Source organism: Hyalangium gracile (genome assembly GCF_020103725.1).
Taxonomy (GTDB): Bacteria; Myxococcota; Myxococcia; order Myxococcales; family Myxococcaceae; genus Hyalangium; species Hyalangium gracile.
The window spans coordinates 227794-243532 of the sequence record NZ_JAHXBG010000013.1 but is presented as its reverse complement, the minus strand read 5'-3'; the positions used below and the strand labels follow the sequence as shown (position 1 = coordinate 243532).

13 protein-coding genes are annotated in these 15739 nt (G+C 69.8%); 2 read left to right on the top strand and 11 right to left on the bottom strand.

Annotated features, from left to right (window positions below):
* Positions 1 to 243 precede the first annotated feature (243 nt).
* Positions 244 to 1413, bottom strand: coding sequence for a tRNA guanosine(34) transglycosylase Tgt (tgt, locus tag KY572_RS26435; protein WP_224245738.1), 1170 nt, complete (start codon positions 1411 to 1413; stop codon positions 244 to 246).
* A gap of 218 nt (positions 1414 to 1631) precedes the next feature.
* Here tgt and KY572_RS26430 point away from each other — a divergent pair, with 218 nt between their 5' ends.
* Positions 1632 to 3236 (top strand): ABC-F family ATP-binding cassette domain-containing protein, encoded by a 1605-nt coding sequence (locus tag KY572_RS26430; protein WP_224245737.1) that lies wholly within the window; start codon positions 1632 to 1634, stop codon positions 3234 to 3236.
* On the opposite strand, the gene KY572_RS26425 is transcribed toward KY572_RS26430, so the two are convergent.
* Entirely contained in the window at positions 3233 to 6364 is a 3132-nt protein-coding gene (locus tag KY572_RS26425; protein ID WP_224245736.1) for a serine/threonine-protein kinase, read from the bottom strand. The genes KY572_RS26430 and KY572_RS26425 overlap by 4 nt on opposite strands.
* A 5-nt stretch (positions 6365 to 6369) precedes the next feature.
* The gene (locus KY572_RS26420) at positions 6370 to 7260 is read right to left on the bottom strand and encodes a transcriptional regulator (protein WP_224245735.1); all 891 of its coding nucleotides are present in this window, start codon (positions 7258 to 7260) and stop codon (positions 6370 to 6372) included.
* Positions 7261 to 7409: 149 nt separating this feature from the next.
* Between KY572_RS26420 and KY572_RS26415 the strand changes: the two genes are divergently transcribed.
* The gene (locus KY572_RS26415; protein ID WP_224245734.1) at positions 7410 to 7799 is read left to right on the top strand and encodes a DUF2914 domain-containing protein; all 390 of its coding nucleotides are present in this window, start codon (positions 7410 to 7412) and stop codon (positions 7797 to 7799) included.
* Between the two features lie 63 nt (positions 7800 to 7862).
* Here the strand turns inward: KY572_RS26415 and KY572_RS26410 are convergent, their stop codons facing one another.
* From KY572_RS26410 to KY572_RS26375, 8 genes are all read right to left on the bottom strand, one after another.
* A complete protein-coding gene (locus tag KY572_RS26410; protein ID WP_224245733.1) occupies positions 7863 to 9152 on the bottom strand; it encodes a phosphatase domain-containing protein in 1290 nt (429 codons plus the stop codon).
* Positions 9153 to 9302: 150 nt separating this feature from the next.
* Complete coding sequence (locus KY572_RS26405; RefSeq protein WP_224245732.1) at positions 9303 to 10361, bottom strand: YihY/virulence factor BrkB family protein; 1059 nt, start codon at positions 10359 to 10361, stop codon at positions 9303 to 9305.
* 134 nt (positions 10362 to 10495) lie between these two features.
* Positions 10496 to 11005: a hypothetical protein gene (locus tag KY572_RS26400; RefSeq protein WP_224245731.1), complete on the bottom strand. Its 510-nt coding sequence runs from the start codon at positions 11003 to 11005 to the stop codon at positions 10496 to 10498.
* Positions 11005 to 12120, bottom strand: coding sequence for a trigger factor (locus tag KY572_RS26395; protein WP_224245730.1), 1116 nt, complete (start codon positions 12118 to 12120; stop codon positions 11005 to 11007). The genes KY572_RS26400 and KY572_RS26395 overlap by 1 nt, the downstream gene beginning before the upstream one ends.
* Positions 12121 to 12222: 102 nt before the next feature.
* Positions 12223 to 13260, bottom strand: coding sequence for a hypothetical protein (locus KY572_RS26390; RefSeq protein ID WP_224245729.1), 1038 nt, complete (start codon positions 13258 to 13260; stop codon positions 12223 to 12225).
* Positions 13261 to 13384: 124 nt separating this feature from the next.
* Entirely contained in the window at positions 13385 to 13939 is a 555-nt protein-coding gene (rfbC, locus tag KY572_RS26385; protein ID WP_224245728.1) for a dTDP-4-dehydrorhamnose 3,5-epimerase, read from the bottom strand.
* Complete coding sequence (gene rfbA / locus KY572_RS26380; protein ID WP_224245789.1) at positions 13936 to 14817, bottom strand: glucose-1-phosphate thymidylyltransferase RfbA; 882 nt, start codon at positions 14815 to 14817, stop codon at positions 13936 to 13938. The genes rfbC and rfbA overlap by 4 nt, the downstream gene beginning before the upstream one ends.
* Positions 14817 to 15728, bottom strand: coding sequence for an SDR family oxidoreductase (locus tag KY572_RS26375; RefSeq protein WP_224245727.1), 912 nt, complete (start codon positions 15726 to 15728; stop codon positions 14817 to 14819). The genes rfbA and KY572_RS26375 overlap by 1 nt, the downstream gene beginning before the upstream one ends.
* Positions 15729 to 15739 lie beyond the last annotated feature (11 nt).

Sequence of the window (15739 nt, the reverse complement as noted above, 5' to 3'; positions counted from 1 at the left end):
CCGCTGTTCCAAGAGGTGATGAAGCTCACGCCCGACACCGACGAGACGCACCAGAAGGCAAAGCACTGGCTCGACAAGCTCCGGAAGTGAAGGCGCGGAGCGGAGCCCCTGGACCGGACCGAGGCCTATCGGCCGGACCGGTTGCGAACTGGTATGACAAGCATACCAGTTGGCGGCGCGCTGGCCCGACACGGGCCCCTCCCCACCCGGTGCTTGCACCGGACCGGGCGTCCCTGGAACAGGTCAGCCCACTTCCTTCAGCGTGACGGTGTCGGGCGAGACCTCCCCGCGCAGCTCCTTCGGCGGGGAGATGGTGGCCTTCAGCTCGGAGTACACCTGGGCATAGGAGCCGCGGAGGATGGCCTCGCGCAGCCGGCCCATGAGCAGCTGATAGTGGCGCACGTTGTGGATGGAGAGCATCCGCGAGCCCAGGTGGTGCTTGCCGCGCATCAGGTGCTGCAGGTAGCCGCGCGTGTAGCGCTTGCAGATGAGGCAGTCACAGGCGGGATCCAGCGGCGAGTCGTCCAGCCGGTGCACCATGCGGGTAATCCGGACCAGGCCCTGGAAGGTGTAGGCGTAGCCCTGCTGCGCCATCTTCGTGGGGATGATGCAGTCGAACATGTCCACGCCGCGCATCACCGCCTCGACCAGATCCATGGGGGTGCCCACGCCCATCAGGTAGCGCGGCTTGTCCGTGGGCAGCGAGGCCGTCACGCGGGCCGTCATCGTCTCGCGCTCCTCCTTCGTCTCGCCCACCGCGAGCCCGCCGATGGCGAAGCCGTCGAAGGGGTGCGGGGTGAGGAAGGCGGCGCTCTCGTCCCGGAGCCGGGAGTGCACCCCGCCCTGGACGATGGCGAAGAGGGCCTGGCCGGTGGACGACTTCTCCTTGGCGGCCAGGCTGCGCAGGGCCCAGCGGTGGGTGCGCTCCATGGCCTCGCGGGTGCCGGCCTCGTCCGTGCGCGAGTCGATGCACACGTCCAGCACCATCATGATCTCCGAGTTGATCGCCTGCTGCATGGCGATGCTGGACTCGGGGCTGAGCAGCTGCCGGCTGTTGTCGTAGAAGCTGCGGAAGTGCGCGCCCTTCTCCTCGATGTGGCGATCCTCGGGCAGCGAGAAGATCTGGAAGCCGCCGGAGTCCGTCAGCACCGCCCCGTCCCACTTCATGAAGGGGTGGATGCCGCCGAACTTGCGGAACACCTCTGCGCCGGGCCTGAGCATGAGGTGGTAGGTGTTGGCCAGGAGGATGCGGGCCCCCGTATCCCACACCTCCTCCATGCCCAGGTGGCGGAAGGCGGCGTGGGTGGCCACCGGCATGAACATGGGGGTGGGGAACGAGCCTCGGCGGGTGTGCAGCACCCCGGCGCGGGCCCCGGTGGGATCGGTGGAGAGGAGCTCGAAGCGGACAGCCATTGGGGGGCCTTATACCTGTGGCGCCGCCGCTTCACCCGGACGATGTGAGCGCCCCTCCCCCCGTCCGCCAGCCGGGCAGGCCAGGGGGCGGAGGGCCCCATCCCACATGGGCGCCGGGCGGGAACCGGGGGGGCCTGCCCGCACCGGGGGCATGAACGCCTGAGGCAACGCGTTAAAAGGTCTCCACACCGCGCCCTTCGCGGTGCTAATCGCGCGCCATGTTCAACGTCATCAACGTCTCCAAGGCCTACGGACCCAAGAAGCTCTTCGAGGAGGTGAACGTCTCGTTCGCCCCGGGTCGCCGCTACGGTCTCACCGGCCCCAACGGGGCGGGCAAGTCCACCTTCATGAAGATCCTCGCGGGGGACGAGGAGGCGGACATGGGCACGCTGTCCCGGCCGAAGCGGCTGGGCATCCTCCGCCAGGACCACTTCCGCTACGAGGACACGCGGGTGCTGGACGTGGTGCTCATGGGGAACAAGGCCCTGTGGGAGGCCATGCACGAGAAGAACACGCTGCTGGCCAAGGCGGACATCACCGAGGAGGACGGCAACCGGCTGGGCGAGCTGGAGGGCGTCATCGCCGAGGAGGACGGCTACGTCGCGGAGAGCGACGCGGCGACGCTGCTGGTGGGCCTGGGCATCGAGGAGAAGTTCCACGAGGGCCCGATGCGGCAGCTCACCGGCGGCCTGAAGCTGCGAGTGCTGCTGGCGCAGGCGCTGTTCGGCAAGCCCGAGGGCCTGCTGCTGGACGAGCCCACCAACAACCTGGACATCGAGTCCATCCGCTGGCTGGAGAACTTCCTGAAGGAGTACCAGGGCGTGCTGATCACCATCAGCCACGACCGGCACTTCCTGAACGAGATCTGCACGCACATCGCGGACATCGACTACGAGACGATCATCCAGTACACGGGCGGCTATGACGACATGGTGCACCAGAAGGCCCAGGTGCGCAGCCGCGTCGAGTCGGAAGTCAGCGAGAAGAAGAAGAAGATCGCCCAGCTGCAGGACTTCGTGGCGCGGTTCCACGCCGGTACGCGCGCCTCGCAGGTGCAGAGCCGCATCAAGCAGATCGAGAAGCTGCGCACGGACGACCTGAAGCGCTCGAACATCGCGCGGCCGTTCATCCGCTTCGATCAGAAGGCGCCCAGCGGCAAGCAGACGCTGATGATCGAGGGCATCCACAAGTCGTTCGACGGGGTGCCCGTCATCAAGCCGTTCAAGTCGCTGGTGGTGAAGGGCGAGAAGATCTGCGTCATCGGCCGTAACGGCGTGGGTAAGTCCACGCTGGTGAAGATGATCGCGGGGCAGCTTGAGCCGGACGGCGGGAGCATCCAGTGGGGCCACCAGGCGAGCATGGGCTACCTGCCGCAGGACCACCACGGGACGATCCGCAAGGACAGCACGGCGTTCGAGTGGCTGCGCGACATCAACGTGAAGCTCACCAACGAGGAGATCTCCGGCGTGCTGGGGCGGATGCTCTTCTCGGGCGAGGAGCGGATGAAGCCGACCAACACCCTGTCGGGTGGTGAGACGGTGCGGCTGCTCTTGTGCAAGCTGATGCTGACGCAGGACAACGTGCTGGTGCTCGACGAGCCCACCAACCACCTGGACCTGGAGTCCATCAGCGCGCTGGCCGAGGGCCTCAAGAAGTTCGAGGGCACGGTCATCGTGGTGACGCACGACCAGGAGCTGATCTCCGAGGTGGCCACGCGCATCTGGTCGCTGAAGGGGGATGGTAGCGAGGTGGTCGACTACAACGGGCCCTTCAGCGAGTTCCTCGAGAAGCACGCGTCCGACACGACGATGCGCCGGCGCTAGTCCCGGGCGCGCAGGAACGCGTCGATATCGGCGAGCGGGGCGCGTCGGGGCTCGGGCGTGGGGGCCAGGGCCTCTCGCGCCGCGGTGGCCAGCGACCGGGCCCGCTCGGGCTCGGTCCGGGCCTGGCGCAGGGCCCTGGCCAGGCTGAAGCGGGCGGCGGCCATGGTGAGCGGCGTGGCCTCGGACTTCTCCCAGCTCGCGAGGGCCTCCTCGAGGTGCTTGCGCGCTCCCCCGGCATCTCCACGCGCCAGCAGCACCTCTCCGAGCACCTGCAGTGACTCGGGCGACGCCTTCCCTCCAGGACCTGAGAGGCGTGAATGGAGGTCGATCGCCTCCTGAGCGGCGCGCTGTGCCTCCGGGAGACGACCGGTGCCCAGGAGCGCCTGGGCCAGGATCGGGAGCGTCCCCGCCCTTCCGGACTCGGCGCCCAGCTCGCGGAGCAGCTCCAGTGACTTGCGTGCCGCCTCGACGGCGCGCTCGAACTGCCCGGTGCGCAGCAGCACCTCTCCCTGAGCGGCGAACGTCCTGGCGAACCACATGCTGCGCCGGCCCTCCGCCGACGCGGCCTGCTGCTCGGCCTCGCTCTCGCGCAGCAGCGCCATGGCCTCCTCTGGGCGCCCCCGATCGAGGAGCAGCTGGGCCACGTTGCTGCTCAGCACCACCCGCGTGGGGTGTCCCGGGGGCAGGTTCTTGCGCGCCAGCTCCAGCGCCCGCCCGAGGAAGCGCTCCGCCTCCTCGTAGTGCTCGAGGCTGTAGTGATTGGCGCCGATGTTGCTGAGCATGGGGACGACGTAGCCCACCGGCTCGCCAGGGCCGTGCGCCCGCTCGAGCAGCGCGAGGGCCTTCTCCTGGGAGGCGAGCGCCTCGTCGTAGCGCTTGAGCGCGACCAGCGTCGTGCCCTGGTTGTTGAGCACGAGCGCCACGCGCGGGTGCTCGGGGCCATAGGCAGCCTCGAGGAGGGCCTGCGCCCGGCGCTGGAGCGCGAGCGCCTCGTCCAGGCGTTCCAACCCCTTGAGGGTATCCCCCAGGGTGTTGAGCACGCCGTGGAGCTCGACGCCGTCCTTGCCGTACAGCTGCTCCTGCAGCGAGAGCGCCTTCTGCAGGAGCGGCAGCCCTTCGGCATAGCGCCCCTGCCGGGACAGCGCGGTGCCCCGGTAGCGCAGCAGCAGCGACTCCAGGAGGGTGTCGCCGCCCGTGCGCTCCAGGAGCGCGTTCACCTGCTCCGTCAGGGCCTCCACCTGCTCCGGGCGCTGGGCAATCTCGCCCTCGACGTGGATCTGGTGCACCAGCGCCTCGATGGCGTGCTTGTCGTCGCGGCCCGCCAGCGAGGCCAGCGCCGCGCGGCGCAGGCGGGAGGTGGCGTTCTTGTCGTCGCGGAGATCCTTGTAGGCCATGCCCTCGACGAGCAGCGCCTCGCCCAGCAGGGGCTTGTAGCCCAGCGACTCGGCCTCGGCGGCCACGGCGGCGGCGCGCTCCGCGGCCTGCTTCCACTGGGCGGCGTTCAAGCGCGCCCGAGCGTCCGCGAGCTTGCCGAAGGCCACTTCCACCCGAGGCGCCAGCTCGGGGCGCTCGGGAGGCGGCACCGGCTGCGCGAGCGCCTCGACGTCCGCGCACGCGGAGAGCGGGCTGAGGGCCTGCGCCGCTTCGGGAGCCCGGAGCACCGCGGCCTTGTCGGCCGAGAGGAGCACGTCCGTGAGCGCGCCGAGCTCACGGCGGCGACGGTCGAGGCAGCGCATCCGCAGATCCAGCGCGGCCTCCGACTGCTCGCCGCGCACGCGGGTGGCCTCGCAGGCATCCCGGTGGGCGCCCACCCAGGCCTGGGCATAGGCATCGAGCACCCGGCCCGTCGCCGCGTGCAGGGAGACGGCGGTGGGCGCGCCCGTCGCGGTGAAGGCCCGCAGGAGCGCTTCCTTGCGCGCGGCGCTCCAGACGTCGGCCAGTCGCGGAGAGGCATCCGCGCACGCAGCGGGCTTGCGGAGGGAGACCACCGCCGCGGCCACCACGACCAGACCGACGCCGGCCGCCACGAGCACCCTGCGCCGAGCCCGTGGAAACGCGGCTCGATCCAGGGCTTCGAGGAGCGCCTCCATGGAGGCATGCCGGGCCTCGGGCGCCTCGGCGAGTCCTCGGGTGACGATGGCCTGCACCGCGCGGGGCACGGACGAGCGGCCCACTGGAGCTCGGGCCCCTTCCTGAGACGGCCTTGACCCGAAGAGCCCCTCGTACAGCGAGACGCAGAAGCTGTACTGGTCCGAGCGAGCATCCGCCGGTGTGCCCTTGAACACCTCGGGAGCGATGTAGCCCGGTGTCCCAGCCACGGCCGTCTGCGCCACCTTCCCCTGCTCCGCCGGAGCCTGGGCGGGCTCGGATGAAGGACCGTCAGCGGGCGCCGGAGGCGGGAGCGCTGGAGCGGCCATGCGGGCCAGCCCGAAGTCCGTCACGCGGACGCGCCCCGCGCGGTCCACCAGGACATTGTCCGGCTTGAAGTCGCGGTGGATGACGCCCGCGGCATGAGCGGCGGCCAGGCCTCGGCCGGCCTCGAGGTACAGGCGGACAACCTCACGCCAGTCCGGGCGAGTGGCGGCCAGGTGCTGGCGGAGCGTGCCTCCATCCACCAACTCCATGGCGATGAAGACCCGGTCCTCGAAGGTGCCCACGTCATGCACGGCGACGACGTTGGGGTGCTGGGTGCGCGCGGCGGCCTGGGCTTCCCGCATGTGCCGCTCGACGGAGCCGACGGAGCCAGCGCTCGTGAGGAGCAGCTTCAGCACGATGCGCCGATCGATGCTCGGATCATACGCGGCATAGACGACGCCCATGCCGCCAGCTCCGAGGCGATCGAGGACGACATAGCGCCCGAGCAGCGTGCCGCGGGCGAGCTCGGGCATCCGGGTCTCGGATGATCGGTCACCGCGCAGCACGGTCGTGGCAGCCATGGTGGGGTCGGTGTTCCCGGGTTCCACGGCGGGGGCCCGAGCTCGCAGGAAGCCCGCGAGCTGCTCACGGCAGTGGGCGCAGCTGTCGAGGTGGGCCTCGGCGCGCTCGCGCAGCTCGGGAGAAGGGACTCCGTCGGCCAGATCGAGCAGCTCGACCTCGTCGAGACAGGCGGAGGCGGGAGACTGGGACATGGGACTCAGTTTTCCTTGAACAAGGAGGAGAGGCTCACCTCGAGGTGCCCATCGAGGACACGCAGGAGGCTGTCGAGCTGGGCGGTGTTCAGCGCCAGCCGCCGGGCCAGGCCCGCGCGAGTTCCCTCGAGCAGCTCCGCGCGAGCCTTGGCGAGCCAGCGCGAGATGGTGGAGGCGTGCACATGGTGGAGCGAGCCCAGGGCCTCGACACCCAGCCCCTGGGCGAGGCTGAGGCGCAGGAGGTTGCGATCGCGCACCGAGAGGGAGGCGAGCGCCTCGGCGAAGGCGGCGCGGAAGGAGGGCCGGTAGCGCTGCTGCATCATCGCGAGCTCCGGATCGGAGGCTCCGAGGCCCGACTCGAGCATCGCGTCATCCAGGGGCGTGGTGTGCTCCGGGCGGCGCTTGAGCGACACGGCGACGCCAACCGCGACAGCCTCCGCCCACCGCCGCAGCGGGCCCTTGCCGGCATACTCACTCAGCCGAGGCCCCTTGCGATCCTCGCCCACGAGGAGCCGCAGGCGGGTGAGCTGCATCACCTCATCGACGAAGGCATCCGCCGCATCCACGCGCCGCACGGCACGCTCGGCGGGAGCGAGCGCGGTGCGATCGATGGCCTCGAGCGCGGAGCGGTCACCCTCCAGCCCCGCCAGCGCCAGATAGAGATCCTCGCAGTGCATGGCGCGCAGGCCGGGCTCGAGCTGGGCGCCCGCAGGGAGACACTTCCCGAGGTGGCGCGCGAAGTCCTCGGGGGGAATACGGACCTCGGACCAGGCTTGCTGGCTGCGGGCCACGGCCTCGGAGAGGAGCTGTCCGAGGAGCTCCTCCTTGCCCGTGGGGCACGAGCGGCCGGCACCCGCGACGAAGGCCTGCACGAGCTCCGAGGGTGAGGTAGGCATGGGTTCCGATCGAGCCTCTGCCACATCGACTCACGGCGGACGTTAGCGAAGGGCGCGGGCCTCCCGGAAGACCCTGGCGAGTGGGCCCCCTGCCTGCTGCCCGTCAGTGGACGGTGGTAGCGTGCCTGCTCCTCACCCAAGGAGACGTCATGTCCCACACTTCCTGGAAGTTTCTACTGCCCTGCCTGCTGATCAGCACCGCCGCGCTCGCGGCGGGCAAGGCCGACGTGAAGGTCGGCACCGCCATCGAGAAGTACGAAGTGATGGGCGCGTCGGACACCTTCAAGGTGTCGCCCGAGACGAAGCTCTACGCGGGCACGAAGGTGTCCGGCATCGAGAACGACAAGGTGACGGTGCTCTGGCAGAAGGAGGGCAAGGACGCGTCGAAGGTGGAGCTGAAGGTCCCGCGCAACCCCTACCGGACGCACGCGTACAAGACGTTCCGCGCGGGGGACTCGGGCGCGTGGACGGTGAAGGTGGTAGGCCCGGACGGCACGGAGCTGGGCTCGGCCAACTTCCAGGTGGACGTCTCCGGCTGACGGGAGCGCGCTGATCCAGCCCTTGCGTCGTGGGCCCTTCCACGGCGCAAGGAGTCCAGTGACTCAGGCGGACTTGCCCAGCACCGCGCGCATCTCGGCCAGATCTCGCTCCAGCTCGGTCCTGCGCGCCGCGTGCTGCTCGAACGACTCGAAGGGCACCGCGTCGAGCTCCCGGGACGTAGCAGCGGCCACGCGCTCCAGGCCCTCGCGGGTGATGAGCCCTCGCCGGAAGGCCTCGGTGGCCGCGCCCACGTACGTGTCGAAGATGAAGACGCCCTTGTCGGCCATCGCCTTGCGCTCGTCGGCGCTCATGTTCGTGACGTTGTGGATGAAGACGGCCTTCATGTCCGAGGGCGCCGTGGCCACCGCCTTCGCTCCGAAGATGGCGTCACCCTGACCGCTGTCGCCGATGAAGACGCTCTTGTACTCGGGGAAGAGCTGTCGGTACTCCTGCCAGTTGTCGAACTTCTTGTCGGCGATGTTCGAGTTCCCGATGAGGTGCAGGAAGTCCCCCGAGAGCACCGTCGCGTCGCGCAGGCCGTTCTCGTCCAGCATCGCGCGGGTGAGGCCTTCCGCGAAGCCAGCGCGATCGTAGGGCCGCGCGGAGATGAAGGTGAGATCGCCCTCGCGATCAGCCGTGGGCCCCGCTCCCTTGTCGAGCTCCGAGTAGAACGCCTTCACGCCGGGGTACACCGTCTTGCCCGGGTACCGGTCATCCTTGAGGTTGGCGTAGAAGGTGTCGTCGATGTCGCTCAGCACCTTCACCTGGCCGGTGGGCTGGGCCTGGCTGCGGAAGTGCTCGAGCAGCTGCGAGCGAATGCCCGCATTGTCGATGTCGTGGAACACCAGCTGCTGCAGATCGTGGTAGTCGCCGCCCGCGTCGACGGCATTCTTGAGCGCGGTCAGCGCGGCGCCCTGGGTGCCCAGGAAGATGTCGCGCACCGCCGCCTCGTCCTTGGAGCCGGTGGCATGGCGCTGCAGGGCGTCGATGACCCTGGCCCGGCTGTCGATGCTCAGCTCGCCCAGGCGCTCCTTGGACAGGAGCGAGACGAAGGCATCGTGGTTCTGGGGCCCGAGCAGGTGGTTGTCCATGTCCCCCATGAGCGCATGCAGCTCATTGCGGGACAGGCGGCACAACATCTGGTTGAGCTCTCCGGCGGGCGCCGCGCGGAGCATCTCCAGGATCTGCTTCTCCTCACCCCGGTCGGTGTGGCCGTTCATCCACCCGCGCAGCTGGGAGAGCTTCGCATCCACCGGTGAGGACGTGGCGGCCTCGAAGCTGCTCGGGGCGGAGGCACCGACCGCGACACTCGAGCCCGGACCGGACGAGGGCGCGACCACCGTGTTGCGCACCGGCTCGTCCTTCGGCGCCTGAGTCCTGGGCTGAGAGTTCGGTCCCTGTGGAGTGATCCTGGCCATAGGGACCGAACGCTAGCAGCCCGTTCTCTGGCGCGGCAAACCGCGCTCCTCCCCGGAAAAGGCCGGGAAGGAGTGGCACTCAGGTCACGAGGACCGGGTGCCGCGGCGCAGCAGGAAGATGCCCAGGCCGAAGCCAGCCGCCCACTTCGCGGCGGCCGCCAGCGGAGTGCTGCGAAGCGACGGAGGCTGCGCGGGCTCGGGCGGCGTGGGCCGGAAGTCCGTGGCGCCGGGCAGCCGGGCGCCGCCGTTCTCCACCTCGGTCTTGGTCGCCGCCACCGGGACGCCGCCCTGCCCCGGCACCTTCTGGCCGGGCGACTTCCCCTCGGGAGAGCGGTGCTCGATGATCGCGTTGATCTCCGCGCCCAGCAGGATGACCTGCGCGGAGATCCACATCCACAGCAGCATGACGATGACGCCGCCGATGGCGCCATAGTTCGCGTCGTACTTGCCGAAGTTGGCCACGTACACCGAGAAGCCCCACGAGGCGATCACCCAGATGACGACGCCCACCACGGAGCCCGGAGTGATGAACCGGAAGCGCTGCTTCACATCCGGCAGGGCGAAATAGAGCAGCGCCCAGAGGAACATCATCATCAGCCCCGCCACGGGCAGGCGCAGCCACGTCACCAGCGTGGGGAAAGGCCCACCGAGCTTCTCGGCCAGGGGGGGAGTGGCCACCGCCACCGCCGCGGCGATGATGGAGAACAAGGCCGTCACCAGCGTCACCAGGATGGCGGTGCCGCGCACCTTCCAGAACGGCCGCGTCTCCTCGACACCGTAGACGGTGTTGAGCGCGGTCATCAGCGCCACCATGCCGCCCGACGCGGCCCAGACGGCGCCGAGCCCGCCCACCGTCAACAGCCCCACGTTGTTGCTGACAGCCAGCGCCTGGATGCGCTCACCCAGGATCGACACGACCTCCTTGGGCGCCACCTGGGACAGTTCCTTGATCAGCACCTGAGCCTGAGCGGGATCGATGATCACGCTGGCCAGCGAGACGAGGAAGAGCATGAACGGGAAGATCGCCAGCACTCCGAAGAAGGTCAGCGCTCCCGCGACGTCGCCCACCTTGTCCCGCGTGTACTCGTTCTTCAGCGTCTTGAAGAACTCCTTCCAACCCATTCCCTTGCCCGGGAGAACCATTCCGCCTCCTCGACAGTGTCCCGGAGGGAGGATGCGCACTTACTCCCGGGCTGGCGGCGCTTGGGAGGGTGGCGCTCGATGGGGCGCTACCTGAGCAGGCGAGCAGAGGAGCGACTGGCTCGGCCCTTCAACCGTCACTCCCCCTGCTCGACGTCCACGTACAGCGGCCCGGCTTCCGGGTGGAAGGCGACCTCCAGCAGCCACCCCTGCCGCCTCCAGGTGAGCAGAGTGTCGCCCAGCAGCTCCTCGGTCTCGTCCGGCTTCGAGAAGGCCCGCTCGAAGTCCGCGCGCGTCACCCCCGAGGAAGACACATTCTGCCCCGGCAGGACGAGCTGCCCGGCGAAGGACTGCCAGGGCAGCCGAGAGGCCGTGAGCCCCCGCTCGGGCTGTCCCAGCGCGATGCAGAAGGAGGACACCTCCCGGTCCGCCGGCACATCCAGGCGCAGGCCCCAGCGGGGATAGGCCCAACACCCCCGGCGCTTCTCCCGCCACGAGGCAGGCGCCCCCAGCAGCTCCCGCACGCGGTGGGCGGGAGCGCCGAGCTGGATGCCACAGAGGCTCGGCCGGGTCAGGTCCAGCACCAGCCGCTCGGGGCGCTCGGGCCTCGGCCAGCCCCGGAAGATGAGGGCCTCGGCCAGCCCCATCAGCGCTTGCCGAGCTGGGCCCGGCCCTCCTCGGCCCCCTCGAAATGGATACGGGCACGCTCCATCACGTACTCCACCGCGTGCAGGTGCAGGGCCGTCTCCGCCACCGTCCGGGCCACGGCGCGGTCCGTCTTCAGCGCCTGCAGCACCTCTTCCCGCTTCATCCCCAGCTGCGGCGCCACGCGCTCCAGCAGCCCGTGGATCTGCGCCTCCTCCAGCTTCAGCCCCTGGCTCTCGATGAGGGCGCCGAGCCCCAACGAGACGCGCAGCCGCCGCTCGGCCTCCAGGCGCTGGCCCGGGTCCGAGAGCCAGCTCTGGAGCAGCGCCTCCTGATCGGCCGTTGGCAGGCCCCTGAGCGCGAGGATGCGGCCCTCGGTCCTGCCCCACAGCCTGCGGATCTCCTCATCGATGAGCGAGGCGGGCAGCTCCACCTGGGTGCGCTCGGCCACCTCATCCAGCACCCGCTGCTCGGCTTCGATCCACAGCGAGTCGATGAGCTCCTCCTCCAGCTCCGAGGCGATGGAGCCCATCACCTCCTCCAGCGTCTTGCCTCGGCCCAGGCGGGCGAGGAACTCGGGGCTCTCCTCCTCCGGCAGCGTCAACTGCCAGGCCTGCTTGAGGTCCACCACGAACTGCGCCTCCACGCCGCGCAGCCACTCGGCGGGGTAGCTCGCCGGGAGCTTCACCGGCACCCGCACCTGCTCGCCGACCTTGTGCCCCACCAGCCCCTCGAGGAAGCCGGGCAGCGCGGGGATCGGCGCCAGCTCGGTGCGGAAGTCACTGCGGATGCTGAAGGGAATGAGCTTGCCGAAGGCGAAGGCGAGCACGTCCACCACCACCAGATCCCCCTCGGCCACCGGCTCGCCCACCGCGCGCTGACGGCGCGTGGCGTGCTCGCGGCGCAGCTCATGGAAGCGCTCCAGCAGCGCCTGCTCGGTGATGTCCGGCGCGCGCGGCACCGTCACCTCGAGCCCCTCCAGCGAGGGCGGCTTCACCTTGGGCAGCTCCACACTCTCGGAGGAGAGCGCGCGGACCAGGGTGCTCTGCTCCACCTTCCTTCGCATGTTGGCCTCCGCCAGCGAGGTGGCGGGGCGCGAATCCGGCTTCTTGGGCATGAGGGAGGCATCTCCGCTGCAGTGAGCGAGCCCTAGCAAAGCAAAAGGCCCGTGGCAGTGCCACGGGCCTCGAGGACCCCTTCAGAGGTGACTGTCAGGGGCTCAGCCGAACAGGCCGCCCACGAAGCTGGAGACCACGGAGACGGCGGCGCCCGCCTGGCTGAGCACGGGGATGTTGGTGGCCGCGGCGATGGAGCCCAGCGCGGTGATGCCGCTGGTCACCCGGGCCGTCGTGGAGGACTCGGGGTTGGCCATGGTGGCGGCGAAGATGCCCACGTCCATCGCGGCGACGGCCACGTTGACGCCGGGGGCGAAGCGGGCGGCCGCACGGCCCAGGGCGCTGGCGCCGGAGTGGGCCGCGGCGCTGGTGGCCGCACGGGCCGCGCCAGCAGCCGCGGTCCGAAGCTCGGCACGGGCGGCGGCGCGGGTGCCGGTGCCCATGATGGTCCGGATCGCATCATCCGAGCTGCTCCTCACGGCGGAGGAGATGGCGCTCTCGGCGGCGCGAACGCCGTTGCTGTTGACGAGCTGGGTGGCGCCGGAGCGGATGCCCGAGGTGACGGCATCCAGCGAGGAGCGGGCGGCGGCGTGCGAGGCGGCGCTCAGCGCGCGCTGGGAGGCGGCGGGAGCCGCGGTGCGGAAGGCGCCCTCGGCGGCGCGGAAGGCATCGCGGTAGGTGCGCGCATTGGCGGCGCCGAACAGCGCGCCCGCGCCCGCGGCGATGTTGCGCGGAACGTTGATCGTCGAGCCCGTCGCCTGGGCGATGGTGCTCTGGTTGGGGTTGGCGACGGCGGCGCTGATGTGCTGGGCCGCGGTGATGCCGGAGAGCGGAATGGCGGCGAGCGAGCCCACGCCATTGAGCCGGTTGAGCCCCAGCGACAGGCCCGGAGCCGTGGTCGGATTGAGGCCCGCGAGGCCGGAGGGCACCTGGATGCCGTTGGCCACGTTGTTGGCCACGGTGAACGCCGACTGGAGGAACTCCGACGCGGAGCTGTGACCCGTCTGCTGGGGAGCCGGAGGCGTGGGACGCGCGGTCGGGGTGGGCTGCGGCGTCGGCGCGGGGCGAGCCGTCGGAGTGGGACGGGTCGTCGGCGTGGGCTGCGGGGCGGGGCGAGTCGAGGCGTCTCCAACACGAGACATGTAAAACTCCTGTACGAGTGAATTCCTTGCCCAGGATTATAGCGAAATACCCCCCCGGAGTTGCTTCCGGGCCTCCTGTCCATTCACCTCTGGAAGCAGGAGAAATACCTCCTCCTACACCGCCTCACCCCGCGTACACAGGGAGGACGGGAGCATCCTTCAGGCGCGGAGCGGCGGCGTCCTTGGCGGACAGCTTGGGCGCGCCGGAGATGGGCCACGGGATGGCCAGGTCCGGATCATTCCAGATGATGGCGCGCTCATGCTCGGGGGCGTAGAGCGCGGTGCACTTGTACTGGAAGTCAGCGGACTCGGAGAGGACGCAGAAGCCGTGGGCGAAGCCCGGCGGCACCCAGAACTGGCGCTTGTTCTCCGAGGACAGCTCCACGCCGACCCACTTGCCGAACGTGGGCGAGCCCTTCCGGATGTCCACCGCCACGTCGTAGACGGCGCCGGCCACCACCTGGACGAGCTTGCCCTGGGGCTGGGGCTCCTGGAAGTGGAGCCCGCGCAGGGTGCCCTTCACGGAGCGCGAGTAGTTGTCCTGCACGAAGGGCCCGGGGATGCCGGCGTCCGCGTAGCGCTTCGCGTGGAACGTCTCCAGGAAGAAGCCGCGCTCGTCACCGAAGACCTTGGGCTCGAGGATGAGGACGCCGGGAATCTCGGTGGGGATGACCTTCACGACACCGCCCCCTTGGGCCCGAGCAGCGCCAGCAGGTACTGGCCGTACTCGTTCTTCTTCATCGGCTCGGCGAGCGCCGCCAATTGGGCCGGGTTGATGTAGCCCATGCGGTAGGCGATCTCCTCGGGGCAGGCCACCTTGAGGCCCTGCCGCTGCTCGATGATCTGGATGAAGTTGGAGGCCTGCATGAGCGACTCGTGGGTGCCGGTGTCCAGCCACGCGTAGCCGCGGCCCATCACCTCCACCTGGAGCTGGCCGCGCCGCAGGTACTCGGCATTCACGTCGGTGATCTCGAGCTCGCCGCGCTTGGACGGCTTGAGGTTGGCGGCGATGTCGAGCACCTGGTTGTCGTAGAAGTACAGCCCGGTGACGGCGTAGTTGGACTTGGGCTGCGCCGGCTTCTCCTCGATGCTCAGCGCGCGGTTGTTGGCGTCCATCTCCACCACGCCGTAGCGCTCGGGATCCTTCACGTAGTAGCCGAACACGGTGGCGCCGTTCGGCTGCTTCGCCGCGCGCTGCACCATGTCGCTCAGGCCGTGGCCGTAGAAGATGTTGTCGCCCAGGATGAGGCAGGAGTTGTCCTGGCCCACGAACGGCTTGCCGATGATGAACGCCTGCGCCAGGCCCTCGGGGCGCGGCTGCTCGGCGTACTCGAAGCGGACGCCCCACTGCTCGCCACTGCCGAGCAGCTCCCGGAAGCGCGGCAGGTCCGTGGGCGTGGAGATGATGAGGATCTCCCGGATACCCGCCAGCATCAGCGTGGTGACCGGGTAGTAGATCATCGGCTTGTCGTAGATGGGCAGCAGCTGCTTGCTGACGACGCGAGTCAGCGGGTACAGGCGCGTGCCGGAACCGCCGGCGAGAACAATGCCTTTCATCATCCACCTCGAGGGGGCGTGGTTCCAGCCTTCCACGCCGCATGGAACCGAGCGAGCGACTCGGACAGGGACAGGGGCTTGGCCGCGAGCTGGGACTGGACCTTGTCCACCTTCAGCCCGCTGCGCAGCGGCCGGGGGCTGGGCAGCTTGAGGTCCGCCAGCTTCGAGGGCGTGATGGCGCTCGCATCGAAGCCGAACACCTCGCACAGCGCGCGGCCGAAGGTGACGCGATCGACCACCTCTCCGCCGCAGGTGTTCCAGATGCCGCCCAGCTTGCGAGCGCCCAGCTCCACCAGCATCGCCGCGACGCTGTCGGCGAAGCTGGGCGAGACGAACTGATCCTCGAAGAGCTTGATGGGCTGCTTCTTCTCGAGCGCGCCCACCAGCCACGCGCCGAAGTTGGGGCGGCCCGCGGCGGGCCAGCCATACACCACCGCCGTGCGGGCAATCGCGCAGCCGGGAGCGAAGACGCGCGCGGCCTGCTCGCCCATGTGCTTGGTGATGGCGTAGACGCCGCGCGGGTTGGGCAGGGCCTCCTCGTCGTAGGGGCCGTGGTCGCCGTCGAAGACGTAGTCCGTGGAGACGTGGACCAGGTGCGCCCCCACGCGGCGCGCGCCCTTGGCCACGGCGGCCACGGCGGTGACGTTGGCGGCGTAGGCCTGCTCCGGGTTCTTCTCGCAGGCATCCACCTCCGTCATGGAGGCGGGGTGGATGATCACCTCGGGCGAGGCGGCCTCGATGGCGGTGAGCACATCCGCCTCGAGCGTGAGCTCGACGGGCACGTAGCGGTACGCGCCGCCAGTGCGCTTGCCTCCCCTGCCGAGCCCCACCACCTCATGTCCGGCCTGCACCAGCTGCTCGCAGACGCGGCTGCCGACCAGCCCGTTGGAACCCGTGACGAGGAAGCGCATGTGCGTGCTCC

Coding starts and splice junctions, on each gene's coding strand:
- KY572_RS26390 (WP_224245729.1), bottom strand. CDS start 13,260: ATGTCTCGTGTTGGAGACGCCTCGACTCGCCCCGCCCCGCAGCCCACG.
- rfbA (WP_224245789.1), bottom strand. CDS start 14,817: ATGAAAGGCATTGTTCTCGCCGGCGGTTCCGGCACGCGCCTGTACCCG.
- KY572_RS26405 (WP_224245732.1), bottom strand. CDS start 10,361: ATGGTTCTCCCGGGCAAGGGAATGGGTTGGAAGGAGTTCTTCAAGACG.
- KY572_RS26395 (WP_224245730.1), bottom strand. CDS start 12,120: ATGCCCAAGAAGCCGGATTCGCGCCCCGCCACCTCGCTGGCGGAGGCC.
- KY572_RS26420 (WP_224245735.1), bottom strand. CDS start 7,260: ATGCCTACCTCACCCTCGGAGCTCGTGCAGGCCTTCGTCGCGGGTGCC.
- KY572_RS26415 (WP_224245734.1), top strand. CDS start 7,410: ATGTCCCACACTTCCTGGAAGTTTCTACTGCCCTGCCTGCTGATCAGC.
- KY572_RS26375 (WP_224245727.1), bottom strand. CDS start 15,728: ATGCGCTTCCTCGTCACGGGTTCCAACGGGCTGGTCGGCAGCCGCGTC.
- KY572_RS26425 (WP_224245736.1), bottom strand. CDS start 6,364: ATGTCCCAGTCTCCCGCCTCCGCCTGTCTCGACGAGGTCGAGCTGCTC.
- tgt (WP_224245738.1), bottom strand. CDS start 1,413: ATGGCTGTCCGCTTCGAGCTCCTCTCCACCGATCCCACCGGGGCCCGC.
- KY572_RS26430 (WP_224245737.1), top strand. CDS start 1,632: ATGTTCAACGTCATCAACGTCTCCAAGGCCTACGGACCCAAGAAGCTC.
- KY572_RS26400 (WP_224245731.1), bottom strand. CDS start 11,005: ATGGGGCTGGCCGAGGCCCTCATCTTCCGGGGCTGGCCGAGGCCCGAG.